Genomic DNA, 23,470 nt, shown 5'->3' with positions numbered 1-23,470 from the left:
CGCCGAAATTGTTGTTCTTGTATTTCGCAGCCTGAGTCGGTGGTCTAGGGTTGGCGGCTTCCCTCCTCACGCAATAGCGCTTGCAGGGTATCGAGCCGGGCGCCGTCGAAGGCAATGACCGTACCTTGCTCGAACACCCGGCGTGCCAGCCCGGTGAGCACCGCACCGGGCGGCAGTTCGATCTGGAGCCGCACGCCTCGCTCGTAGGCGCTTTGCACCGTGCCGCGCCAATCGACGACCCGGCACATGTTGAAGGCCAGGTCGTCGCGCAAGGCCTCGGTCTTGATCACCGGCCGTGCACGACTACCGCTGAGATAGCCCATGGCCGGGGTCTTCAATGTCACGTCGGCAAAGGCTGCCGCCAACGCCCGCGCCGGGGCCTCCAGTAGCGGGCAATGGGAGGGAACGCTCACCGCCAACCGGCACGCCTTGGCGGCGCCCTGGCTTCGGGCCCTGCTGGCAACCAGCCCCATGGCCTCGTCGCTGCCGGCGATGACCACCTGGTTATCGGCATTGATATTGGCCAGGTAGACCGGTGTCGTGTCGCTATGTACCTGGGCCAGTAACGCTTCGACTGCAGCAAGATCCAAGCCGATGATTGCAGTCATGCCATAGCCTTTCGGATAGGCCTGCTGCATCAGTTCGCCCCGCAGGCTGACCAGCCGCAACGCGTCTTCGAATCCCAGGGCACCGGCGACGACCGCCGCCGGATACGCACCGATGGACAGCCCCGCCACGTAGTCCGGCACAGGCGCCTGTTCCAGCAAGCGACGGGACGCCGCCACGCCGGCAATCAACAGGCACAACTGCACGGCGCGGGTCGATTGCAGCGCTGCGGCACTGTCCAGTTGCCGGACGTCTTCGCCAAGCACATCACTTGCCTGGTCCAGTACCTGAAGCGACAGGTCATGGAGCATGCCGGGCCGTTGCGCCCCTTGGCCGGGGAACACCAAGAGGCTGCTCATGCGACGCACTCCAGCGACGGCTGCCAGGGATCCTTCACCAACCGGGCCTGGACATCATCCTTGAGCAACACCCGCTGTGACACGCCTGCCCACTCGCGCAGGGCGACGGCGCCGAATGGCGTCTGCAACTGCATGTCCACGGAACATACCGAATCGTCCAGTTGCGCCAGCAGTTCCCTGGCCTGAGCGCGATCCAACGGCTGCGGCGTACGCAGGATCAGGTCCAGGTCACTGCGGTCATGCAATGCTCTAATGCCACTGGCGAGTTCGAAGCCGGCGCTGCCGCTGACGCCCCAGATCCAGCCGCAACTATCGAGCAGCGGACGCAGGCGTGACAGCGCTAGCAGCGCCGGCACGTCTCGGCGAAAGGCGACGTGACACAAGTCTTCCGGGCGCATCCGCCGCACGACGGCAGACAACGGCATCGACGTGGCGTAGCGTTGTTCCCGGAATCGCCCGCGCACGCCCACCGCAATCTGCCCCGGCGCCACCACCGCCCGCCGCACAACCACCGGTTGCCCGAGGCCCAGGGATTCGCCCACCCACTGCGGCGCATCCGCCGGCAACCGCTCCGGCGTCATCCCCCAGAGCAGGTCATGGGCCAGGAAATGATTCACCACTGCGCCCTCAGCAACTGGCGAACGGTGCTGGAGGCCGCTCGGTGAGACGCGCCCAGACGGCTTCTCAAGTCTCGCGGTGCTCCTAGAACGTCGTTGATCGCCTGTTGCAGGCAATTGATCACCCGCGCCAGGTCACTCGCCAGCGGTTGCTCGATCTGCTCGACCGACAGGGTTTCCCACAACAAGCCCAGGCTGGCAAAACTGTCGATGTCATACGCCATCGGCGGCACGCTGGCGGCCAGCGCCTCAAGTTCTTCGACGCTGCGCAAGGTCACCCGCGCCGCCGACGCCTTGCCCATGGCGTGGACCATCACCCCCGGATCGCGCAGTGCAATCAGCCGGTTGGCCTGATAGCCGTGGGCAAGGAATGCACCGGACATCGCCTTGCCCACCAGCAGGCCGATCACCGGATGCCCGGCCAATCGAGCGCGGGCGTAGCTGTCCGCAGCACCGGCCAGCGCCTGATGGATGCCCAGGGCTTCTTCACGCCGGCCATACGCCTGGCTCGGCACATCAACGATAGCGATCAAGGGTCGTTTGCTCGGCGCATCGCGGTCGGCGGCAATGGCGTCACCCACTGCTTTTGCCAGGCCCCAGCCTTCCAGCAAGCCGACTTCGCCGTTGCGAGCCCGCGGGAAGCGGTTGTCAGGATCGGCCACCACCGCCAGCAACCGTACCTGTTGTTCGCCCAATCGGACATCGGCGACCTTCAACGACGCGGGCAATCCTTGGATCGGCAGGGCGTTGCCGCTCAGGGCTTCGAACCAGCGCAAGCCGCGCAATGAATAAGCACTCATGGACGTTCTCCCTGATACAACTGGCGAACCGCTGCCGGTTCGATTTGCATGCCGGTGTCCAACTGAGCCAGGCGTTGCAGGAACCACTCGGCTTGGCCACTGCGATGTACGGACGGCACACCCTGATGCAGCAACTGGCTGACCTCCTGGCGGATCCGCGCCACGTCATCGGCCACATAACGGTCCACCAAACCGCTGGCAAAACGCTGCTCGCCGCCGGTCAGGCTCCAGATGAAGGGCCGGTCGCGGGAGTCGTATTCGTCGAGCCCGGCTTCCTGCTCGATGACTTGCGGGCCGTTCAGGCCCAGCCGTGCCTCCCGGGTCACCAGCAAATAGCTGCACAGCCCGGCGGCGATAGACATGCCGCCGAAACAGCCGACACTGCCGGCCACCACGCCGACCACCGGTTGGTACTGGCGCAGGTCGACAATCGCCGAATGGATCTCGGCAATCGCTGCCAGCCCCAGGTTGGCTTCCTGCAAACGCACGCCACCGGTTTCCAGCAGCAACACGGCCCGGGTCGGGATGCCGTTACGGTTGTCTTCGGCGGCCAGTTCCAGGGCGCCGGCAATCTTCGCCCCGCCGACCTCGCCCAGGCTGCCGCCCTGGAAAGCACCTTCGATGGCGGCGAGGACCACCGGCAAACCGTCGAGGCTGCCCTTGGCGATCACCACGCCGTCATCGCTCTGCGGCACCACGCCCTGGCGCAACAGCCAGGGCGACATGACCCGCTGGAACGGGTCGAGCAACTCGCGGAACGTGCCATCGTCCAACAACGCCTTGGCGCGTTGCCGGGCGCCCAGCTCGACGAAGCTGTGCTTGTTCAATAATGCGGCGCTGTCAGTCATGGCCGATCTCCTCGAAGCCTTGCTCCAGGCGCAGACGCACCACGCCAGGCGTGGCGCCAAAATCATGGATATCGATGGACAGTGCCGGCGGCACCTGGCCGTCGAACATGCGCGAAAAGAGATGCTGCCAACGCTGCTCGCTGCCGTTGACCGAGGTTTGCACCTGGATGGTCAACTTGCCGGCCAGGCCCGGTTCGATCAGCACTTCCAGGTCACCGGAGCCGACACAGCCCACCAGCGCCCGGCCCCGTGGCGGCTGCCCGGCGGGAAATTCAAAGGATAAGGTTTGCATCAGCACACTCCTGGGCAGAGGCCATCGCCGCGCTCGATCCGGTCGAGCAGCAGGCAGGCGGCGAGCAGGTCGGCCGCACCGCCGGGCGAGGCGTTCAAAGCAATCAATTGTTGGTCCAGCGCGTGCAGTTGGCGACGACCGCCCAGACTTGCACTTCCACCGGCATCGAGCACGGCTCTGGCGCCTTGTTGCATGGCTTGCAAACCCGCTTCGCCGGCGCGATACAGCACGCAGGTGTCAGCCAGGGTGGTCATGATCGCCAGCAACGCATCGAGCCGGGCGTTCTGCTCTCCGGCCCCCGCCGCACGGCTGCGCTTGAGTTGCGGCAGGCCCAGGCCGGTCACGGCCGGGAACGCCAGCTGGGCTTCTTCACGGGCGCCGCGCACACCGTAGCGCTGGGCAACCTGGGCGCCATGGCTCATGGGTTTTGGTGCGTAGCGGTCGTCGAGCAAGGCCAGGCGGGCGGCGCGCAAAGTGACTGCGCCAGCGGCGCTGGATTTAGGTTCCAGCGCCGCGGCGGCGACCAGCAGGCCCAAGGCCCAGATCGCGCCGCGGTGGGTGTTCACCCCGCCGGTGGTGGCGAGCATCGCGGCTTCGCCTTCACGGCCGATCCGTCCAAGGGCTTCGCGCAACGGCAGGCCGATGTCAGCGTAATCGATGGCGGCCTCGGCCATTTCCTTGAACGCCGGCCACAGCGACAGCGCCGAAGCATGCATCAGCCCCAGGTGGAGATCGGTATGGGCACCGCTGCCACGACGGTCCACCAGGGCCGGTTTGGGTGACAGGTCGGCTTCGTCGATCAGCGCGTCGACCGTCAGGTCCGCCAGGCGCTCGGACAGCGATAGCGCTTTGGATTGCCAGTTGAGTGCGTGCATTTACCAGCTCCTGAACTTGGCGGGCGGGTTGTAGAGGCCACCGGACCACTCCACCAGATCGGCCACGCTCTTGGCCGCGAGCAACTCGCGGGTGGCGTCGGTGCGGCGGATGCCGAGGTCTTCGGGCAAGGCGATCAAGCCTTCGCGGCGCATCCGCGCGGTGTCCTTGGGGTTATGCCGCAGGCCGATGGCAGTGACCCCGGCCACGGCCGCGATCATCGCCTGACGCTCTTCCAGCGAACGGGCCTTGTACAGGTAGGCGATGCCTTCTTCGGTGAGCAGGTGGGTGACGTCGTCGCCGTAGATCATGATCGGCGCCAGGGGCATGCCGGCTTTCTTCGCCACGTCCACCGCGTCGAGCGTGTCGACGAAGGTTGGCTTGCCGCCCTCCTGAAAGGTCTCGACCATCTGCACCACCAGTTTCTTGCCACGCTCCAGCAAGGGAGCCTCGCCATCGCCGTGGCGCATGTCGAGCCACGCTGGCGTGCCGTGGCGGCGACCGCGTGGCTCATGGCCCATGTTCGGTGCGCCACCGAATCCGGCCAGACGACCACGGGTGACGGTGGAAGAATGACCATCGCCGTCTACCTGCAACGTGGCGCCGATGAACAGGTCCACCGCGTACTGCCCGGCCAATTGGCAGACCATCCGGTTTGAGCGCAGCGAGCCGTCATGCCCGGTGAAGAACACGTCAGGCCGGGCGGCGATGTAGTGCTCCATGCCCAGTTCGGTGCCGAAGCAATGCACGCTGTCGACCCAGCCGCTCTCGATGGCCGGGATCAGGGTCGGGTGCGGATTGAGCGTCCAGTTGCGGCAGATCTTACCCTTCAGGCCCAGGGATTCGCCGTAGGTCGGCAGAATCAACTCGATAGCGGCGGTGTTGAATCCGATGCCGTGGTTGAGGGACTGGACGTTGTGTTTTTCGTAGATCCCACGGATCGCCATCATCGCCATCAGTACGTGTACTGGCTTGATATGCCGGGGGTCGCGGGTGAACAGCGGCTCGATGTAGAACGGCTTGTCGGCCACCACCACGAAATCCACCCAGGACGCCGGGATGTCCACTCGCGGCAGGTCACTGACGTCGTCCACCAGTTGGTTGACCTGGACAATGACGATGCCATCGCTGAAGGCCGCCGGCTCGATCAACGCCGGGGTGTCCTCGGTGCTCGGGCCGGTGTAGATATTGCCGGCGCGGTCGGCCATGAACCCGGCGGAAAGCACCACGTTGGGGATCAGGTCCACCACCAGCCGCGCATAGAGTTCGATGTAGGTGTGGATCGCCCCGACTTCCAGCAGGCCGTCTTCGAGCAACTGGCTGATGCGCAGGCTCTGGGTGCCGGCGAAGGAAAAATCCAGCTTGCGGGCGATGCCGCGTTCAAACAGGTCCAGATGCTCGGAACGGCCGACGCTGGGCATGATCATGTGCAAGTCGTGGAGCTTCGACGGATCGGCTTTCACCAGGGAGCGCGAGAGGAAATCCGCCTGCTTCTGGTTATTGCCCTCCAGCACCACGCGGTCACCCGGCAAGATCAACGCCTCCAGCGCCGCGACGATCCTGTCGGTGGGCAGCACCACACCGTCGGCAAGCCCCTTCACCAGTTCGAGCCGCCGCTGCTTCTCGCTGCGCCGCCGCGTCCAGCACGAGTCGGGGGATATTGTTGTTGTCATGACCACTCCACGGGTTCGCTGTCGTGGGGCTTACCTTAGGAGCGTCATGGGGGGGCATCAATCAAGCTCGATGCCGGATCGTTACGTTTGGAGTAATGGTCGAGCACGCCTTTTGTGGCATGGGCTCGATTTCCTTAAATAGAAATTCACGAACTGGCAACTGACTTACGGGTATTTTTAGTCGGCGGGCCAGTTCAGTCGACCTGTTGGTTCTGACAGTAGCCCTCGCTGAATCCGACGTGCTTAATGTTTTAGGGACATTGTCCTTGCCCGGCGGTGGAAAGGTCGATGCGGCTGTAATTCCATCAAGATTTGGAGGACACCATGAGTTATGTGGATCACACGACTTTCGATGCTCGAGACCGTAACGGATGGATCGACGGTGATGGCGCAATCGATGCACGACTGGAAGCCGACGAACACGGCCGGAACAATTTCTGGGCGGGCGAGATCATTGCCAGCGATAAAAACAGGTTTCTTCCGGGTCTTTACAAGCAGTTCGAATTCAAAGACCCCGGGCTGGCGTACGAGCATTTTCACCTGACTTTCCGTTATCGCATCAAAGAGCAGCCGGGGGAGCTCGGCTTCGCCTTCCTGATCACCGAGAGCACTCACAGCGGCTGGGTGACCATGCGGGTGCATCCGCGATCCTGCGTCGGCGAATGGGTGGACGTGGACGGCCCGGTATCCAACTGGTTTGCTCGATCCCATGAGCTTCAGATAGGCGTTTGGGCCGCAGAGATGGGCAAGACCTTTGGACTGGAGTTCGCCGACATCCGCCTCGAGATGATTCCGGCGTAAGTCCCCCCCAGAAGCAGCGAAACCAGCCCCGTTGGCTGGGAGAAGGCTCAGGGTTTTTGATATTCAGCCAACCCGGCGGCCATCACCAGTTCCTCCAGCGCCAGCAGATCCGGCACTTTCGCCACATGTTCCCCCACTTGCACCGCCGCCTGTTCCAGCCCGCACAGCGGCACGTCGACGTAGCTCAGTTGGGCGTCGAGCTTGCAGGAGCGTGGGATACCTTGCACCAGCAGCGCAATGAACCGCAGTTCCGGGCGCCCGCCCAGGGCGTTGAGCACGACGATGCGGGCGCGCTCGCCGATCACGGTTTTCTGGCCGCAGGCTGACTCGAAGCTCAGCAGCGGAATCTGTCGTTCGCGCCAGCTCACCCAGCCCAGAAACCACGGCGGGGTGTCCAGATCGAAAGCGCTGCTCTGGTAGTCGATCAGCTCGGCCACGGCCACGTTGGGCAGGATCAGATGACGGTCGGCCAGAGGCAACAGCAGCCCGGTGAGGTGGCTGGTGCGCGGGTTCAGGTCATGCATGGGTCTTGCTCCAGTGGGCGATGCTGTCGAGCAGCACCGATTCCTGGTACGGCTTGCCCAGGTAGTCGTTGACGCCAATGGCCATCGCGCGGTCGCGGTGTTTCTGGCCGGTGCGCGAGGTGATCATGATGATCGGCAGGTGCGCCAGGCGTGGGTCGTTGCGCACTTGCGTCGCCACTTCGAAGCCGTCCATGCGCGGCATTTCGATGTCCAACAGCATCAGGTCCGGGGCATGCTCGGCCAGCAGCGCCATGGCGTCCACACCGTCCTTGGCGGTGAGTACGTGCATGCCATGGCGTTCCAGCAGGCGGCTGGTGACCTTGCGCACCGTCACCGAGTCGTCCACCACCAATACCAGCAATGGCCGCTGGTGCTCGCCCTCGCTTTGCGCCGACGCCGGGCGGCGCGGGACCTGGTGCGGCAAGGCGCGAATCGGCGCCAGCAGATCGAGGATCAGCACCACCCGCCCGTCGCCGAGGATGGTCGCTCCGGACAGGCCCTGGACCGCCGAGAACTGCGGGCCGAGGCTCTTGACCACGATCTCGCGGGTGCCGGCAGTGGCGTCCACCTGCACCGCGATATGCCGCTCGTTGCACTGCATCAGCAACACCGGCAGCGGCTGGCTCTGGCCCAGCAATTTCGGGCGAGCGCCGGTTTTCAGCAGCTCGCCCAGGTAGCAGAGTTCATAGCGCTGTCCGGCGTAGGTATACGTCGGCGGATCGCCTTGGTAATAACCGTCGAGTTCGGCGGGCAGCACCCGGACAATGCTTTCGATGGTGTTGAGCGGGATCGCGTACTGGTCTTCATGACACTGCACCATCAACGCCCGGTTGACCGCCACGGTGAAGGGCAGGCGAATGCGGAAATGCACGCCCTGCCCCGGCGTGGAATCGATGATCATGCTGCCGCCCAGTTGCCGCACTTCTTCGTGGACCACGTCCATGCCGACGCCGCGTCCGGAAATCTGGGTGATCTTCTCGGCGGTGGAGAACCCAGGTTGCAGGATGAATTGCAGCACGTCGCGATCACTGATGTCGCTGTCCGGCGCCAGCAGGCCGCGTTTGATCGCCTTGCGCCGCACCGCCTCCAGTGGCACGCCGGCGCCGTCGTCACGGATGTCGAAAATGATGTCGCCGCCTTCCCGGGACAAGTCCAGGCTGATGCGCCCGCGCGCCGGTTTGCCTGCGGCGATGCGCACGTCGGCCGGCTCCAGGCCGTGGTCCACCGCGTTACGCAGCATGTGCTCCAGGGGCGCGGCCATGCGCTCCAGTACATTGCGATCCATCTCGCCTTCGGCATTGCCGACCACGAACTCGACATCCTTGCCCAGTTCCTGCGCCACCTGGCGGACGATACGCTTGAGGCGCGGCAGCATGCGCTCGAACGGCACCATGCGCGTACGCATCAGGCCTTCCTGGAGTTCGGTGTTGATCCGCCCTTGCTGCTGCAACAGGTTTTCGGCGTCGTGATTGCTGCGGTCCAGGGTTTCCTTGAGATCAAGCAGGTCCGAGGCGGATTCGAACAGCGCTCGGGACAACTGCTGCAACTGGGAATGACGGTCCATCTCCAGCGGGTCGAATTCCTCATAACCCAGGCGTTCGGCTTCCACCTGCTGGCGGCTGAGAATCCGCCCCTGGGTCTCGGTGTCCAGGCGGCGCAATTGATCGCGCATGCGCTCGATGGTGGTTTCCATTTCGTGCAGGGCCACGCGCGCGTCGTTGACCTGCTGTTCGATCCGGCCACGGAAGATCGAGGTTTCCCCGGCCAGGTTCACCAGGTCATCGAGCAGTTCAGCGGAGACCTTGACCATGTCCGCGCCATCGCTCGACGGTCCCGGCTCCGGCTTGGCCGGAACAGGGACAGGAACCGGGGTCGGTTCCGGAGCGGGGACGGGGGCGGCAACCGCATTGTCCTGCGGATGGTTGACCGCCTGGATCTGCGCAATCAACCGGTCTGCCGGCGGACACGATAGCCCGGCCCGTACCGCATCGAGCATCTGCGCCAGGCGATCATGGCTGCTTTGCACCAGGGTGAACAGCGCCGCCGTAGGCTGAAGCAGCCCCGCCGCCAGGCCTTCGTAAAGGTTTTCCAGCTCATGGGCCAGATCGCCGATGGGCGCGATTTCCACCATCCGCGCACCGCCCTTGAGTGTGTGCAGATCGCGCAACAGGGTTTCCACCGCCTGGCGGTTCGAAGGCTCGGCCTGCCAGCGCTGCAAGGCCGCCGCAGAACTGTCGAGAATATCGAAGCCTTCTTCGAGAAAGATCTCCAGCAGCTCGGGGTCATGACCGGCCGCATCGCCCGTCTGCGTACCGGTGGTTTCGATGGCGTTCGGCTTGTCCTGGCGAAACCGGCGCAGGGCGTCGATCAGCGCAACCGGATCACCCAGTGGCTGGCCCTGTTGCAACTGCCCGAGCAACAGATCGAGGCGCTCGTGGCTGCCATTGAGCAGTTGTTCCAGTTCCTCGCTGTGGCTGTAGCGACGGTCCACCAGGCCTTCGTAGAGATTTTCCAATTCCTGAGCCAGATCGCTGATCGAACGGATGTCCGCCATCCGTGCCCCGCCTTTGAGGGTGTGCAGGTCACGTTGCAGCGACGACAGCGGTGCGGCGTTTTCCGGGTCGGCCAGCCAGCGTTGCAGGGCCTGGGCGGCGCTTTCGAGGATGTCCTGGGCCTCCTCGATGAAGATCGAGACGATGTCGTCATCCACATCGCCGTCAACGTGAGCGCCGTGGTCCAGCTCAGCCGTCGCGCTACCCAGCTCGCGAATGCTCAGGGTTCGGCTGCCGTCGCTGCGGATCAGGCCGGTCGCCGAGGGGTCGAGGCCGGCCTCCAGCAAACTGCGCAGGGCATGTACCCGTTCCGGTTGCGGATGCACATGCTGTCCGGCCGCCAGCTCATCAAGCATATCGATCAACGCTTCATGGGCGCGCTGCGCCTCCTGGAAAAACCCATCGCTGACCGTCAGGCTGCTTTCCTCCACCGCGCCATAGAGGTCGAGCAAGGCTTCGCAGAGTTCGTCCACCGGGTGCAGGTCGGCCAGGTGCGCGCCTTCGCCGAGAGTGGTCAGTTCATCCAGCAGCGCGCTCAGTTCCTGGCCGTCGCCGGGGTGCTGCTGCCAGCGCTGCAGCAGGTTCTCGGCGTCCAGCAGGATGTCCATGCCCTGGGCGAGGAAGTTGTTGATCAACTGCGGATCACGCTTAGCCCGCGCCCCGGTGTCCGATGCACCGGGCGTTGCTTGCAGGCGTTCGGCCAACAGCGCCTGGGCCCGCTGGATCAACTCGGCGGCGCCGGCGATCGGCGCCAGCGGTTCGGTGTGTAATTGGCGCAGGCCTCGCCGCAGCAAGCCTTCGGCCTCCAGCAACAGCTCGACTTCGTCCAGGTCCAGGGCGATCAGGTGCGCACGGTATTCCCGGGCGAGTTCGTCCATGGCACCGGCCAGCTCGGCGATCGGCAGCACACCGGCCATGGAAGCGCTGCCCTTGAGGGTGTGCAAGGCGCGCTGCAATTCGTCGCTGGCCTGCAACGGCAACTGCTCGGCAGCCTGGTCGAGGAAGCGATTGACGATGGCGAGGTGGCCCTGGGCTTCGGTGTCGAAAATCTTCAGCAACAGCGGATCGAGGGCAGCCACGTCCCGCTGGTCTTCATCGGGCTCATCGTCGCCCTTGGCCAGGGCATGGGCGCGGGCGGCCAGGCGGTCGACGTCCTCGCGCTGGCGCTGGCGATTGTCAGCGAACTCAGCCACCAGCACCGGCAACAACTGCAGCGTGTCCTCGATCAACTTCAGTACCGCAGCCCCCGGCGCGACGCTGTGCTCCAGCACCCGGTTGAGCAGGTTCTCAACGGCCCAGGCCAGCTCTCCCAACACCAACGCCCGAACCATCCGGCCGCTTCCCTTGAGGGTGTGAAAGGCCCGACGCACCTCGCCCAGGGCAGCATGGTCGTCGGGATGCGCACGCCAGCGCGGCAAGTACTCATGAAGGACACCGAGCACTTCTTCGGTTTCCTCCAGAAAGACCTCACGCAGCTCGTCGTCCACCGGATGCTCATCCACGGGCGGCGGCAACAGGCTGCCCGGCGTGCCCCTGGCCGGCGGGTTGACCGCCAAGACCGGGTTGCTCAGCACCTGGGCCAGGGACTGCACCGTCTGGGGATCATCCAGTTCCTGCAAATCCTGCATGACCTGGGCCTCGTTGGGGCTCAACACATCATCGAGCACCGGCACCCGCGCCTCGTCAGGGAAATAGCCAAGGGCCGCCAGGCTGTGTTCGACCCCGTCCAGCAAGGGTTCGCCGGGGGTTTGCGGATCCTCGCTCAAACGCTCCAGGTAATACTCCAGGCCCGTGATCACATCGGCCAGGTGGTCAAGCTCTTCCCAACCGGGCTGGGCCTGCTCCAGCAACAGATGATCGTGGATAAACCCGTTGCAAGCCTCCACCAGGCCGGCGGCGCGACTCAGGGGGATCATCGCCAGCGCGCCGCGCACCTGGGTCAGCAAGGCCGGCAAGGACTGCAATTGCTCACTGTTCCAGTCGGCGTCGATGTAGTCGACGATCATGTCCTTGGCCTGTTGCAGGCAGGTGTGGGCCTCCTTGATGACGATCTGGTGGATCTGGGTCAGGTCGGTGGTGGGCAACCGGGCGTCTTCGCGGCTGTCCGGCTCGACGGTGCCGACCATGCCGGCCAGGGTCGCCTCGACATAGAGCAAGGCGCCGGCAACGTCCATGAGGGTCGCGTCATCGGGCTCGCGCTGGCCTTGGGCGAGGCTCAGCACCACCGCCAACTGATCGATGATGACCTTGCGCGGCTGGCCGAAGCCGAGCACCGCCAGGGTATCGGCAATTTGCCGCAAGGGCGCCAGCAGGCTGTCCAGCTCGGCGGCGTGCTGGCGATCACTGCGCACGAACAGGTCCAGGCGTTCCTTGACCCGCACCAGCTCTTCACAGAGCGCGGCGAGCACCGAACGCATGGCGTCGCGGTCGGGCCCGGCCAGGCGCGCACGTTCTTCGTCGACCATGGCGCTGTCGGGCAGCGCGTCGTCCAGTGAGTAGCGTTCTTTCATGATCTGCATCTGCCCGCTGGGATGTTCGGCCTTGGCAATATAGAACAACAAGCTCTTGAGCAGGTGGGGCGGCGCCGGTTGGTTGATGCCGGGCATGCCCTGCTCCGACAGGCGCTTGAGTTCCTTGTCGGTCTCCTTGAACAGGCTGCGCAACGCCGGGCTATTGGCAATGCGCCCGTCGCGCATGCCTTCCACCAGTGCCGAAGCCACCTGCCATAACGCATTGAGCGGCGCCCCGGCGCACAGCCCTTCGAGGCGATGGAAGACTTTGGCCAAGTAACCCAAGTGGGTGGCATCGTCCTGTTCGCGCAGCAGGCCCACCAGCGCCACTTGCAGGGTCTGGCGCAGTTTGCGCAAGGTATTCGGCAGGTCCGGCGGCGCCAGATGCTCCAACGCTTCGCGGCTCAAGGGGGCGACTTGCGGCAGTTCCGGGCTGAACAGGCTGGTCTCCGACAGCAGGCCCTCGCCCCGGGCGCTGCGCAGATCATTGATCAACGGCAAGACCACCAGTGGCAGGTCGCGGCGCGCGCCTTGTATGCGCTCCAGGTAGATCGGCAACTGGCCCAGGGCCTGGCTCAACAGACTGATGGCTTCGTCGCGGTGGGTGACACGGTTGTCTTGCAGGGCGGCGCACAGCTGCTCCATTTCCTCGGCCAACAACGCAGCGCCATAGAATTCGACCATTTGCAGGCCGCCATGCACCTGGTGAATGCAGGCCAGGCATTGCCCAAGAGCATCCGACGCCTGCGGATCGTCCACCAGGCGATTGAGGGCCAGGTGGGCCTGCTTCAGCGTTTCGGCAATCTCGCCCTTGATCCACTCCAGGGCTACGTAATCGTGCCGATCACCCATAACCACTCCAAACCATCGTCATACGCCTGAGATACTGACGAGACTCCTTGTGGCGAGGGAGCTTGCTCCCGCTTGAGCGCGAAGCGCTCACAAAATCTCTACGGCGGTTACGCCCGAAACGTCGGACCGCCCCAGCGGGAGCAAGCTCCCTCGCCACAAAAGCTCCATCGCCACAGGCACTTCATTTCTCAACAGCCCCATCACCGCTTTTCCTCATCCACAGGCCCCGCCGGCAAGGTGAACCCCGACACCGACCGACGCAGCTGGCTGGCCATCTTCGCCAGGTTACCGATGCTTTCGGCGGTGGCGGTGGAGCCGGACGAGGTCTGGCTGGTGATCTGTTGGATCACGTTCATGGTCAGGGAAATCTGTCCGGCCGAGGTGGTCTGTTGCTGCGCTGCGTTGGAAATGCTCTGGATCAACGCCGCCAGGGTCTTGGACACGCCTTCGATTTCCTCCAGCGCCACCCCGGCATCCTGTGCCAGCCGTGCGCCGCGCACCACTTCGGTGGTGGTCTGTTCCATGGAAATAACCGCTTCGTTGGTGTCGGCCTGGATCGCCCGCACCAGGGTCTCGATCTGGCGGGTCGCCGCCGATGAACGCTCCGCCAGGCGTTGCACTTCATCGGCCACCACCGCGAAGCCGCGCCCGGCATCGCCAGCCATGGACGCCTGGATCGCCGCGTTGAGCGCCAGGATGTTGGTCTGGTCGGCGATGTCGTCGATCAGGCTGACAATGTCGCCGATTTCCTGGGACGACTCACCCAGGCGCTTGATGCGCTTGGCGGTGTCCTGGATCTGTTCGCGAATGTTGTCCATGCCGTGAATGGTGTTGTGCACCACCTCGTTGCCCTTGTTGGCGATCTCCACCGAGCGTTCGGCCACCGCCGACGACTCGGCGGCATTGGCTGATACCTGGTCGATGGACTGGGCCATTTCATTGATTGAAGTCGAAGCTTCGGAGATTTGCTGGGCCTGGTGCTCGGAAGCCTGGGCCAGGTGCATGGCCGTGGCCTGGGTTTCCTGCACCGCAGCGGCCACCTGGCCGGCGGTGAGGTTGATGGTCGCCACCAGGTCGCGCAGCTGGTCCACCGAATAGTTGATGGAGTCGGCGATGGTGCCGGTGAAGTCTTCGGTGACCGAAGCGGTGACTGTCAGGTCGCCATCGGCGAGGTCGGCGATTTCGTCCAGCAGTCGCATGATCGCGTTCTGGTTGCGCTCGTTCTTCTCCGCCGTCTCGCGCAGTTGGCGATTGGTTTCGCGCACCATGACCAGGCCGATCAGGATGATCGACATCAGCGCCAGCAGGCCCAGTACATAACCGCCGATGCTATTGACGGAGCGCCCACCGGCCAGGTTCTCGAACGCGGTCGCCAGGTGCGAGGCTTCGTCCAGCAGGGTCTGCGACAGATTGAAGATGTTGCCCGCCGATTCACGGACCTTGAACAGTTCCGGAGAGGTTTCCAGGATTTCGTCCACCGAGCCCGAGACGAACTCGAACAGCTCGCTGATTTCGCTCAGGCGTGCCCGGGCGTCGCGGTCCTGAACCTGGGAGATCTTCAGCGCCGGGTCGCCTTGCAGCATGCCGTTGAGTACCTGGCCGAAACGCGCCGCGTCGCGACCGAAGGTGTCGGCAGCCTGGCTGGCGTTTTCGTCCCCTGCCAACACGGTGTTCACCGCGCCAAGAATCCGCTCGGCCAGCAGCGACTGACGCTGGGCCATGGCCACTTGGGACGCGGGCGCGCCCCGTTGCAGCAGGATCTCGACGACTTTCTCGTACTCGACCTGCAATTGCGGCACGGTTTCGGCCAGGGTTGCCGCCACCTGGTGCAACGAGAGCACGGTCTGCTCGCTGGAGAGGATGGCATCGGTGTTCTTGAGAAGACGCTCCCAGTCCAACTGCACGGCGCGCATCTGCGGACGCAACGTGGCGGGGGCCGGTGGCAGGCCGGTCACCGGGTCGCCCTGCTTCAGGTAGCTCCAGCGCTGGGCGAAATCATTACGCGCGTCGCTGAGCAACTTGAACGCCGCAGGCTTGCCGGCGGCCGCCTCGGTGGCATTCTTGGCGATGCGCTGGGACAGCACCCGCAATTCCCCGGCGTGACCAATGTACTGCTTGTCGTAGTTGGACTGGGTATTGAGGTAAGCGAAATTGGCGAACAGCAGCACGATGAAGACAATCAGCGCGACGAACAGCACGATGATCTGCGAACGACTGCGCGTCGCTTCCAGTGGCTTGCCTGTTTTTGCTTTGATCATCGGTTCTCGCCTGTACTGCCCAAAACCCCAACCCACCACCATCCCAATGTGGGAGCGAGCTTGCTCGCGATGGCGGCGGCACAGTCAACATTGATACAAGCTGCGGCACCGCTATCGCGAGCAAGCTCGCTCCCACAGGGAACAGTGCTGCATCTGGTCAAATCGCCACATCCATGAACCCCGGCGAGCGTGTCAGGGCGAACGGGCTGAACACCTGCCACTCGCGCTCGCCGCGAAACCGTCCCTTGACGAAGGCCGACTCCGGGCCATCGAGATCATCCATCAAGGTCGGTTCGAGGCTCTCCTGGGGGAAATGTTGCAATCCGAGGACTTCATCCACCAGCAACCCGGTGAACATTTCGTCGTGATCGACCACCAGCACCCGTCGCTGCTTGCGCACGGTCGACAGCTCATGGCCGAAGAAACCGCACAGATCCATCAACGGCAACAGCCGCCCGCGCAGATTAGCGACACCGCGCACCCACGGCTTGACGCCGGGCAACTGGGTGTAGCGCGGTTCGTGCAGCACTTCGCTGACTTCCCCCATGGGCGCTACATACCAGTGCTCGCCCAGGCGAAAGCCGATGCCGCTCCAACTGGCGCGATGGGCTGGCTGGGACGGCAGGTCCGCCCCCAGCAACCGACAGCGCCGGTCGATCTGCAACAGCAGTTCGAATGCGGTCAGGGACTGGCTCATGGCCGCGCGGTCAACCCGCCAGTACTTTGTTCAGGGTCGCGATCAGGGTTTCTTCGTCCACCGGCTTGGTCAGGTAATCCTTGGCACCCTGGCGCGTGCCCCAGACCTTGTCGGTGTCCTGGTCCTTGGTGGTGATGATGATCACCGGGATGTGGCCGGTGTCCGGGTCCTTGGTCAACTGGCGCGTGGCCTGGAACCCATTGAGGCCGGGCATGACGATGTCCATCAGCACCGCGTCGGGTTTTTCCTGGCGGGCCAGGGCCACGCCATCGGCGCCATTTTCGGCCTTCAGGACCTGATGGCCGTGTTTTTCCAGCATGCCGGTGAGTTTATACATCTCGGTCGGCGAGTCATCGACGATCAGAATACGTGCCATGGTGTTCCCCATTTTTTGTCGACCCCAGGCCCGTTGGCCGAGTGTCATTAATGTGCCTGGTGCGGCTGGACAGCGGCAAAGCCCGGGACATGGGCCTGTATCGCTCCCAGCAGTTCTTCCTTGCTGAACGGTTTGGTCAAAAACTGATCGGAGCCGACGATGCGCCCCTTGGCCTTGTCGAACAAGCCGTCACGGGACGACAGCATGATCACCGGCGTGGCCTTGAACGCACTGTTGTTCTTGATCAGGGCACAGGTCTGGTAGCCGTCCAGGCGCGGCATCATGATGTCGACGAAGATAATCCCCGGATGATGATCGGCGATCTTGGCCAGGGCATCGAAGCCGTCGATGGCCGTGATCACCTCGCAGCCGACGTTGCGCAACAGGGTTTCGGCGGTGCGGCGGATGGTCTTCGAGTCGTCGATGACCATGACCTTCAAGGCGCTGGATTGCTGCTGCGAAAGATGCTCTGCCATTGTCACCGCGGCCGGTTTTTAACGCTTGAGAGTCAACGACCGCGCAAGCCCTTGATGTTCAAGGCCCGCGCGTCACATGGCAGCCTTTTTAGCACAGTCTTTATCGCCGATCCATGGCCGGGCGGTGCGGTGGTTTTTCCTTGACCGCCAATCGTCCGGGCGCCACTCTGACGCCACTTTTTCGCGGCAGTCGTGCCCAACAAACTTTCGAGGAACCAAGCCATGAGCGTACGCGTCGGCATTGTCATGGACCCTATCGCCAGCATTTCCTACAAAAAGGATAGCTCGCTGGCCATGCTGCTGGCCGCTCAGAAGCGCGGCTGGGAATTGTTCTACATGGAGCAGCGCGACCTTTACCAGGCCGAAGGCCAGGCCCGGGCGCGGATGAAGCCGCTGAAAGTCTTCGCCAACCCCGAGAAATGGTTCGAGCTGGGCGCCGAGAACGATACCCTGCTGAGCGACCTGGACGTGATCCTGATGCGCAAGGATCCGCCGTTCGACATGGAATTCGTCTACTCCACCTACTTGCTGGAACAGGCCGAAAGCGCCGGTGTGCTGGTGGTCAACAAGCCCCAGAGCCTGCGCGACTGCAACGAAAAACTGTTCGCCACGTTGTTCCCTCAATGCACGCCGCCGACCATCGTCAGCCGTCGCCCGGACGTGCTGCGTGAATTCGCCGACCATCACGGCGACGTGATCCTCAAACCACTGGATGGCATGGGTGGTTCTTCGATCTTCCGCCACACCGCCGGGCATCCGAACCTGTCGGTCATCCTCGAAACCCTGACCTTGCACGGCCAGCAACAGATCATGATCCAGGGATACCTGCCGGCCATCGTCGATGGCGACAAGCGCGTCCTGATGATCGACGGCGAACCGGTGGATTATTGCCTGGCGCGCATTCCCGCGGCCGGCGAAACCCGCGGCAACCTGGCGGCCGGCGGCCGTGGCGAAGCGCGTCCGCTGACCGAGAAAGACCGCTGGATCGCCGCCCAGGTCGGCCCGTCCCTGCGCGAGAAGGGCCTGTTGTTCGTCGGCCTGGACGTGATCGGCGAGCACCTGACCGAGATCAACGTTACCAGCCCGACCTGCATCCGCGAGATCGACAACGCCTTCGGCACCGACATCGGCGGCCTGCTGATGGATGCCATCGATCAGAAGCTCAAGGCGCGTTGATCTGGATCTGATGAAGGAAACCGACATTGCGTTATCATGCCCGGCCTGAAAAAAATGCGATGTTGGTTTCCTTGTCATGACCCTCCCGTCCGATCTGCCCCAAGAGCTCGCCCATCGTGGCGTGCGCCCGGCCGATCGCCTCGGTTTTACCCTGTTCCTGGCGGCGCTGATCCACCTGGCCCTGCTGCTGGGCGTCGGTTTTGCCACGGTCGAGCCCAAGCAGATCAGCCGGACCCTGGAAATCACCCTGGCGACCTTCAAGAGCGAGACCAAGCCGACCAAGGCGGATTTCCTGGCCCAGGAAAACCAGCAAGGCAGCGGCACCCTGGAAAAGAAGGCGATCCCCAAGACCACCGAGGTTGCGCCATTCCAGGACAACACGGTGCAGAAAGTCACCCCACCACCGGCGGCCAAGCCCGAAGTCCAGGAAACGGCGCCCAAGGCAGCCGTGACCACCGTGGCACCGAAGCCGAAAAAAGCCCCGGTCAAGGAAGAGGTCAAGCCCGACCCCAAGCCCAAGGCACCCGCGCCGACCTTCGACAGCTCCCAGTTGTCCAGCGACATCGCCAGCCTGGAAGCCGAACTGGCCCAGGAGCAGCAGTTGTACGCCAAACGCCCGCGGATCCACCGCCTGAGCGCCGCCTCGACCATGCGCGACAAAGGCGCCTGGTACAAAGACGAATGGCGCAAGAAGGTCGAGCGCATCGGCAACCTGAACTATCCCGACGAAGCCCGGCGCAAACAGATCTACGGCAATTTGCGACTGATGGTCTCGATCAATCGCGACGGCTCGCTGTATGAAGTGCTGGTGCTCGAATCCTCCGGCCAGCCGCTGCTGGACCAGGCCGCCCAGCGCATCGTCCGCCTGGCGGCGCCGTTCGCGCCGTTTACCGGAGACCTGTCGGACATCGACCGACTGGAAATCATCCGCACCTGGAAATTCGCCCGGGGCGATCGGCTGTCCAGTAACTGACACACCGCTTCCACAGGTTTTGTATGGCTCAGGCATTTGTGCCCCCCCGCAGATCCCCTGTGGGAGCGAGCTTGCTCGCGATAGCGGTCTGTCAGTCAACATCTATGTTCGATGATCAATGGCTATCGCGAGCAAGCTCGCTCCCACACGGGATCTGTATCAGCCTCGGGTATTTCCTGCACATCCCCAGCTTGTCAGTTCGGCCCTGCGCCGCCACACTAGCGCCTATGAAAAACCTCAGCCCCACCTACCTCAAGCATCATTTCCTGATCGCCATGCCGCACATGGCCGATCCGAACTTTGCCCACACCTTGACCTATATCGTCGAGCACACGGCCAATGGGGCCATGGGGCTGGTGATCAATCGCCCGCAGGAGCTGAACCTGGCGGACATTCTCGAGCAGTTGCGGCCCGAGATTGAACCGCCGCCTTTGTGCCAGCACGTGCCGATTTTCATCGGCGGCCCGGTGCAGACCGACCGCGGCTTCGTGCTCCATCCGTCGGGGCCGACCTATCAGGCCACGGTGGACCTGAACGGGGTGTCGCTGTCCACCTCCCAGGACGTGCTGTTCGCGATTGCCGATGGTGTCGGCCCGCAGAAAAGCCTGATCGCCCTCGGCTACGCCGGCTGGGAACCCGGGCAGCTGGAAGCCGAACTGGCCGACAACGCCTGGCTGACCTGCCCGTTCGACGCCGATATCCTGTTCAACACCAGCAGTGAATTGCGCCTGGAAGCGGCGGCCAGCCGGCTGGGAGTCAACCTCAGCCTGCTCACCAGCCAGGCGGGACACGCCTGATGGCCCTGCGCTTGCTGCTGGGCTTCGATTACGGCACCAAACAGATCGGCGTAGCGGTCGGCCAGGTCGTGACCGGCCAGGCCCGGGAGCTGTGCACTTTGAAGGCACAGAACGGCGTGCCGGACTGGAACCAGGTCGAAGCGCTGATCAAGGAATGGAAACCCGACGCCGTGGTGGTCGGCCTACCGTTGAACATGGACGGCACGCCCAGCGAGATGTGTGTACGCGCTGAAAAATTCGCCCGCCGGCTCAATGGCCGTTTCAACCTGCCCTTCTATACCCACGACGAGCGCCTCACCACCTTCGAGGCCAAGGGCGAGCGCCTGGTGCGCGGCGGGCAGAAAGGCAGCTACCGTGACAACCCGGTGGACGCCATTGCCGCCGCCCTGCTGTTGCAAGGCTGGCTGGACGAGAACAGCGCCCTGTTCGAAAGCTGATTATCTACAAAGCGCCGCGAGGCGCTTTCTTTTAGCGACAAACCGCGCCATCGATCACCGGCGCGGACATCTGAAGGAGCCAGCATGAGCCTGCCCAATCCTGCCGAACTGATCAGCCAGATGGCGATCCGTCTCACGGCCCACCTGGAACACCGCGGCATCAGCGAGCCCCGCTACATCGGCATTCGCACCGGTGGCGTCTGGGTCGCCCAGGCCTTGCTCGACACACTGGGCAGCCAGGCGCCGCTGGGCACCCTGGACGTGTCGTTCTATCGCGACGACTTCAGCCAGAACGGCCTGCACCCGCAAGTACGTCCCTCGGCGCTGCCGTTCGAGATCGAAGGCCAACACCTGGTGCTGATCGACGACGTGCTGATGAGTGGCCGGACCATCCGCGCCGCCATGAACGAACTGTTCGACTACGGTCGCCCGGCCAGCGTGACGCTGGTGTGCCTGCTGGACCTGGACGCCGCCGAGTTGCCGATCCGCCCGAACGTGGTCGGTGCGACGCTGACGCTGGCCGCCCACGAGCGGGTCAAGCTCTCCGGGCCTTCGCCGCTGCAACTCGAACTGCAAGACCTTGCCCATTAACTGCCCTTGTAAGAGTCCATCGCGATGACGCCTCTCGAAACCAAGCGCCCGCTGCAGCTCAACGATCAGGGCCAGCTGCGGCACTTCCTGTCCCTCGACGGCCTGCGCCGCGAGCTGCTGACGGAAATCCTCGACACTGCCGACTCGTTCCTCGAAGTCGGCGCCCGAGCGGTGAAGAAAGTCCCGCTGCTGCGCGGCAAGACCGTGTGCAACGTGTTCTTCGAAAACTCCACCCGCACCCGCACCACCTTCGAACTGGCGGCCCAGCGACTGTCGGCGGACGTGATCACCCTCAACGTGTCCACATCCTCGGCGAGCAAGGGTGAAACCCTGCTCGACACCCTGCGCAACCTCGAAGCCATGGCCGCCGACATGTTCGTCGTGCGCCACGGCGATTCCGGTGCGGCGCATTTCATTGCCGAGCACGTCTGCCCGCAGGTGGCGATCATCAACGGCGGCGATGGCCGTCACGCCCACCCGACCCAGGGCATGCTGGACATGCTGACCATCCGCCGACACAAAGGCGGCTTCGAGAACCTCTCGGTGGCGATCGTCGGCGATATCCTGCACTCGCGGGTGGCCCGCTCGAACATGCTGGCCCTCAAGACCCTCGGCTGCCCGGACATCCGCGTAATCGCGCCGAAGACCCTGCTGCCCATCGGCGTCGAGCAATACGGCGTGAAGGTCTACACCGACATGACCGAAGGCCTAAAGGATGTCGACGTGGTGATCATGCTGCGCCTGCAACGCGAACGCATGACCGGCGGCCTGCTGCCCAGCGAAGGCGAGTTCTACCGTTTGTTCGGCCTGACCACCGCCCGCCTGGCCGGGGCCAAGCCGGACGCCATCGTCATGCACCCGGGCCCGATCAACCGTGGCGTGGAAATCGAGTCGGCGGTGGCCGACGGGCCGCACTCGGTGATCCTCAACCAGGTGACCTACGGCATCGCCGTCCGCATGGCGGTGCTGTCCATGGCCATGAGCGGGCAAACGGCCCAGCGCCAATTCGACCAGGAGAACGCCCAGTGAAGCTCAGCATTCTCGGCGCACGCGTGATCGATCCGGCCAGCGGCCTGGATCAAGTGACCGATATTCATATCGATGCCTGCAAGATCGCCGCCCTCGGCACCGCCCCAAGCGGCTTCGCGGCGGTCGAGACCCTCGACGCCCAGGGCTTGGTGGCCGCCCCCGGACTGGTGGACCTGAACGTCGCCCTGCGCGAGCCGGGCTACAGCCGCAAAGGCAGCATCGTCAGCGAAACCCGCGCTGCCGCCGCCGGTGGCGTGACCAGCCTGTGCTGCCCGCCGCAGACCAGACCGGTGCTGGACACCTCGGCCGTGGCCGAACTGATCCTCGACCGCGCCCGCGAAGCCGGCAACACCAAGGTTTTCCCGATTGGCGCGTTGAGCAAAGGCCTGGACGGCGAGCAGCTGGCCGAACTCATCGCCCTGCGCGACGCCGGCTGCGTGGCATTCGGCAACGGCCTGAACAATTTCCGCAACACGCGCACCCTGTGCCGCGCCCTGGAATACGCGGCGACCTTCGGCCTGACCGTGATCTTCAATTCCCAGGATCACGACCTGGCCGAAGGTGGCTTGGCCCACGAAGGCCCGACCGCCAGCTTCCTCGGCCTGCCGGGCATTCCGGAAACCGCCGAGACCGTGGCCCTGGCCCGTGACTTGTTGCTGGTGGAGCAAAGCGGCGTGCGTGCGCACTTCAGCCAGCTGACCAGCGCCCGCGGCGCCGCGCTGATCGCCCAGGCCCAGGCCCGTGGCCTGCCGGTCACCGCTGACGTGGCGCTGTACCAACTGCTGCTGACCGACGAAGCGCTGATCGATTTCAACAGCGTCTATCACGTCCAGCCGCCGCTGCGCACCCGCGCCGACCGCGACGGCCTGCGCGAAGCGGTGAAGTCGGGGGTCATCTCGGCCATCTCCAGCCATCACCAACCCCACGAACGCGATGCCAAGCTGGCGCCGTTCGGCGCCACCGAGCCGGGTATCAGCAGCGTCGAATTGCTGCTGCCGCTGGCCCTGACCCTGGTGGAAGATGGCCTGCTGGACCTGCCCACCTTGCTGGCACGCCTGAGCAGCGGCCCGGCCAAGGCGTTGCAATTGCCGGCCGGCAAACTGGCCGTGGGCGCGTCGGCGGACCTGGTGCTGTTCGACCCGTCGGGATCAACCGTAGCTGGCGAAGCCTGGCGCTCCAAGGGTGACAACTGCCCGTTCCTCGGCCAGAGCCTGCCGGGTGTGGTGCGTTATACCTTGATGGATGGGCGGGTTACTCACCAGGCGTGATACCGTGTCGCGCCTATCGCGAGCAGGCTCGCTCCCACAGGGATCTGCGGTGGACACATGATTTGTGGACACCTCAGATCCAATG

The 23,470-nt window shown here is 64.2% G+C and carries 21 protein-coding genes; 8 read left to right on the top strand and 13 right to left on the bottom strand.

Annotated features, from left to right (window positions below):
* Positions 1–44: 44 nt before the first annotated feature.
* Genes mdcH through mdcA form a run of 7 tightly spaced genes read right to left on the bottom strand, consistent with a single transcriptional unit; the run spans position 45 to position 6,068 of the window.
* Positions 45–965: a malonate decarboxylase subunit epsilon gene (mdcH, locus tag ACLEJR_RS06340; protein WP_440812792.1), complete on the bottom strand. Its 921-nt coding sequence runs from the start codon at positions 963–965 to the stop codon at positions 45–47.
* Positions 962–1,585, bottom strand: coding sequence for a malonate decarboxylase holo-ACP synthase (locus ACLEJR_RS06335; protein WP_440798161.1), 624 nt, complete (start codon positions 1,583–1,585; stop codon positions 962–964). The genes mdcH and ACLEJR_RS06335 overlap by 4 nt, the downstream gene beginning before the upstream one ends.
* On the bottom strand, positions 1,579–2,382 hold the full coding sequence (gene mdcE / locus ACLEJR_RS06330) for a biotin-independent malonate decarboxylase subunit gamma (RefSeq protein WP_440812789.1): 804 nt from the start codon (positions 2,380–2,382) through the stop codon (positions 1,579–1,581). Before mdcE ends, ACLEJR_RS06335 begins: the two co-directional genes overlap by 7 nt.
* Complete coding sequence (locus tag ACLEJR_RS06325; RefSeq protein WP_440812787.1) at positions 2,379–3,230, bottom strand: biotin-independent malonate decarboxylase subunit beta; 852 nt, start codon at positions 3,228–3,230, stop codon at positions 2,379–2,381. Before ACLEJR_RS06325 ends, mdcE begins: the two co-directional genes overlap by 4 nt.
* Positions 3,223–3,522 carry a malonate decarboxylase subunit delta gene (locus ACLEJR_RS06320; RefSeq protein WP_245140353.1) on the bottom strand — a complete coding sequence of 100 codons (300 nt, stop codon included), beginning with the start codon at positions 3,520–3,522 and terminating at the stop codon, positions 3,223–3,225. Before ACLEJR_RS06320 ends, ACLEJR_RS06325 begins: the two co-directional genes overlap by 8 nt.
* A complete protein-coding gene (locus tag ACLEJR_RS06315) occupies positions 3,522–4,397 on the bottom strand; it encodes a triphosphoribosyl-dephospho-CoA synthase (RefSeq protein ID WP_440812785.1) in 876 nt (291 codons plus the stop codon). Before ACLEJR_RS06315 ends, ACLEJR_RS06320 begins: the two co-directional genes overlap by 1 nt.
* Positions 4,398–6,068, bottom strand: coding sequence for a malonate decarboxylase subunit alpha (gene mdcA, locus ACLEJR_RS06310; protein ID WP_440812784.1), 1,671 nt, complete (start codon positions 6,066–6,068; stop codon positions 4,398–4,400).
* Positions 6,069–6,392: 324 nt separating this feature from the next.
* Between mdcA and ACLEJR_RS06305 the strand changes: the two genes are divergently transcribed.
* A complete protein-coding gene (locus ACLEJR_RS06305) occupies positions 6,393–6,869 on the top strand; it encodes a hypothetical protein (RefSeq protein WP_440812782.1) in 477 nt (158 codons plus the stop codon).
* Between the two features lie 47 nt (positions 6,870–6,916).
* Here ACLEJR_RS06305 and ACLEJR_RS06300 read toward each other — a convergent pair whose 3' ends face one another.
* The 6 genes from ACLEJR_RS06300 to ACLEJR_RS06275 all read right to left on the bottom strand — a co-directional run bounded on the left by ACLEJR_RS06300 (position 6,917) and on the right by ACLEJR_RS06275 (position 17,114).
* Positions 6,917–7,393, bottom strand: coding sequence for a chemotaxis protein CheW (locus ACLEJR_RS06300; protein ID WP_440812779.1), 477 nt, complete (start codon positions 7,391–7,393; stop codon positions 6,917–6,919).
* Entirely contained in the window at positions 7,386–13,307 is a 5,922-nt protein-coding gene (locus ACLEJR_RS06295; protein ID WP_440812777.1) for an Hpt domain-containing protein, read from the bottom strand. Before ACLEJR_RS06295 ends, ACLEJR_RS06300 begins: the two co-directional genes overlap by 8 nt.
* Before the next feature lie 200 nt (positions 13,308–13,507).
* Positions 13,508–15,565 (bottom strand): methyl-accepting chemotaxis protein, encoded by a 2,058-nt coding sequence (locus ACLEJR_RS06290; RefSeq protein WP_440798177.1) that lies wholly within the window; start codon positions 15,563–15,565, stop codon positions 13,508–13,510.
* Positions 15,566–15,722: 157 nt separating this feature from the next.
* Complete coding sequence (locus ACLEJR_RS06285; RefSeq protein WP_440812775.1) at positions 15,723–16,262, bottom strand: chemotaxis protein CheW; 540 nt, start codon at positions 16,260–16,262, stop codon at positions 15,723–15,725.
* A gap of 10 nt (positions 16,263–16,272) precedes the next feature.
* Entirely contained in the window at positions 16,273–16,638 is a 366-nt protein-coding gene (pilH, locus tag ACLEJR_RS06280; RefSeq protein ID WP_058544375.1) for a twitching motility response regulator PilH, read from the bottom strand.
* A gap of 47 nt (positions 16,639–16,685) precedes the next feature.
* Positions 16,686–17,114 (bottom strand): response regulator, encoded by a 429-nt coding sequence (locus ACLEJR_RS06275; RefSeq protein WP_440798182.1) that lies wholly within the window; start codon positions 17,112–17,114, stop codon positions 16,686–16,688.
* A gap of 222 nt (positions 17,115–17,336) precedes the next feature.
* Here ACLEJR_RS06275 and gshB point away from each other — a divergent pair, with 222 nt between their 5' ends.
* From gshB to ACLEJR_RS06240, 7 genes are all read left to right on the top strand, one after another.
* Positions 17,337–18,290, top strand: a complete 954-nt coding sequence (gene gshB, locus ACLEJR_RS06270; RefSeq protein ID WP_440812773.1) for a glutathione synthase — start codon at positions 17,337–17,339, stop codon at positions 18,288–18,290.
* A 76-nt stretch (positions 18,291–18,366) separates the two neighbouring features.
* On the top strand, positions 18,367–19,263 hold the full coding sequence (locus ACLEJR_RS06265; RefSeq protein WP_440798186.1) for a TonB family protein: 897 nt from the start codon (positions 18,367–18,369) through the stop codon (positions 19,261–19,263).
* 227 nt (positions 19,264–19,490) lie between these two features.
* Entirely contained in the window at positions 19,491–20,060 is a 570-nt protein-coding gene (locus ACLEJR_RS06260) for a YqgE/AlgH family protein (RefSeq protein ID WP_440798188.1), read from the top strand.
* Positions 20,060–20,497: a Holliday junction resolvase RuvX gene (gene ruvX / locus ACLEJR_RS06255; RefSeq protein ID WP_440798190.1), complete on the top strand. Its 438-nt coding sequence runs from the start codon at positions 20,060–20,062 to the stop codon at positions 20,495–20,497. The genes ACLEJR_RS06260 and ruvX overlap by 1 nt, the downstream gene beginning before the upstream one ends.
* Before the next feature lie 84 nt (positions 20,498–20,581).
* Positions 20,582–21,088 carry a bifunctional pyr operon transcriptional regulator/uracil phosphoribosyltransferase PyrR gene (gene pyrR / locus ACLEJR_RS06250; RefSeq protein WP_440798192.1) on the top strand — a complete coding sequence of 169 codons (507 nt, stop codon included), beginning with the start codon at positions 20,582–20,584 and terminating at the stop codon, positions 21,086–21,088.
* Positions 21,089–21,112: 24 nt separating this feature from the next.
* Complete coding sequence (locus tag ACLEJR_RS06245) at positions 21,113–22,117, top strand: aspartate carbamoyltransferase catalytic subunit (RefSeq protein WP_440798194.1); 1,005 nt, start codon at positions 21,113–21,115, stop codon at positions 22,115–22,117.
* Positions 22,114–23,385, top strand: coding sequence for a dihydroorotase (locus ACLEJR_RS06240; protein WP_440812771.1), 1,272 nt, complete (start codon positions 22,114–22,116; stop codon positions 23,383–23,385). Before ACLEJR_RS06245 ends, ACLEJR_RS06240 begins: the two co-directional genes overlap by 4 nt.
* Positions 23,386–23,470: the final 85 nt, after the last annotated feature.

The organism is Pseudomonas sp. SMN5 (assembly GCF_052041925.1).
Lineage (GTDB): Bacteria > Pseudomonadota > Gammaproteobacteria > Pseudomonadales > Pseudomonadaceae > Aquipseudomonas.
The sequence above is the reverse complement of the archived record's forward strand: the minus strand, read 5'-3'. Positions and strand labels throughout refer to the sequence as shown.

Excerpts from the sequence above, each read along its gene's own strand:
- ACLEJR_RS06275 (WP_440798182.1), bottom strand. The coding sequence starts at position 17,114 with ATGGCAGAGCATCTTTCGCAGCAGCAATCCAGCGCCTTGAAGGTCATG.
- ACLEJR_RS06245 (WP_440798194.1), top strand. The coding sequence starts at position 21,113 with ATGACGCCTCTCGAAACCAAGCGCCCGCTGCAGCTCAACGATCAGGGC.
- pilH (WP_058544375.1), bottom strand. The coding sequence starts at position 16,638 with ATGGCACGTATTCTGATCGTCGATGACTCGCCGACCGAGATGTATAAA.
- ACLEJR_RS06285 (WP_440812775.1), bottom strand. The coding sequence starts at position 16,262 with ATGAGCCAGTCCCTGACCGCATTCGAACTGCTGTTGCAGATCGACCGG.
- ACLEJR_RS06325 (WP_440812787.1), bottom strand. The coding sequence starts at position 3,230 with ATGACTGACAGCGCCGCATTATTGAACAAGCACAGCTTCGTCGAGCTG.
- mdcA (WP_440812784.1), bottom strand. The coding sequence starts at position 6,068 with ATGACAACAACAATATCCCCCGACTCGTGCTGGACGCGGCGGCGCAGC.
- mdcH (WP_440812792.1), bottom strand. The coding sequence starts at position 965 with ATGAGCAGCCTCTTGGTGTTCCCCGGCCAAGGGGCGCAACGGCCCGGC.
- pyrR (WP_440798192.1), top strand. The coding sequence starts at position 20,582 with ATGAGCCTGCCCAATCCTGCCGAACTGATCAGCCAGATGGCGATCCGT.
- ACLEJR_RS06320 (WP_245140353.1), bottom strand. The coding sequence starts at position 3,522 with ATGCAAACCTTATCCTTTGAATTTCCCGCCGGGCAGCCGCCACGGGGC.
- ACLEJR_RS06290 (WP_440798177.1), bottom strand. The coding sequence starts at position 15,565 with ATGATCAAAGCAAAAACAGGCAAGCCACTGGAAGCGACGCGCAGTCGT.
- ACLEJR_RS06315 (WP_440812785.1), bottom strand. The coding sequence starts at position 4,397 with ATGCACGCACTCAACTGGCAATCCAAAGCGCTATCGCTGTCCGAGCGC.
- ACLEJR_RS06265 (WP_440798186.1), top strand. The coding sequence starts at position 18,367 with ATGACCCTCCCGTCCGATCTGCCCCAAGAGCTCGCCCATCGTGGCGTG.
- ACLEJR_RS06305 (WP_440812782.1), top strand. The coding sequence starts at position 6,393 with ATGAGTTATGTGGATCACACGACTTTCGATGCTCGAGACCGTAACGGA.
- ACLEJR_RS06295 (WP_440812777.1), bottom strand. The coding sequence starts at position 13,307 with ATGGGTGATCGGCACGATTACGTAGCCCTGGAGTGGATCAAGGGCGAG.
- ruvX (WP_440798190.1), top strand. The coding sequence starts at position 20,060 with ATGGCCCTGCGCTTGCTGCTGGGCTTCGATTACGGCACCAAACAGATC.
- gshB (WP_440812773.1), top strand. The coding sequence starts at position 17,337 with ATGAGCGTACGCGTCGGCATTGTCATGGACCCTATCGCCAGCATTTCC.
- mdcE (WP_440812789.1), bottom strand. The coding sequence starts at position 2,382 with ATGAGTGCTTATTCATTGCGCGGCTTGCGCTGGTTCGAAGCCCTGAGC.
- ACLEJR_RS06300 (WP_440812779.1), bottom strand. The coding sequence starts at position 7,393 with ATGCATGACCTGAACCCGCGCACCAGCCACCTCACCGGGCTGCTGTTG.
- ACLEJR_RS06260 (WP_440798188.1), top strand. The coding sequence starts at position 19,491 with ATGAAAAACCTCAGCCCCACCTACCTCAAGCATCATTTCCTGATCGCC.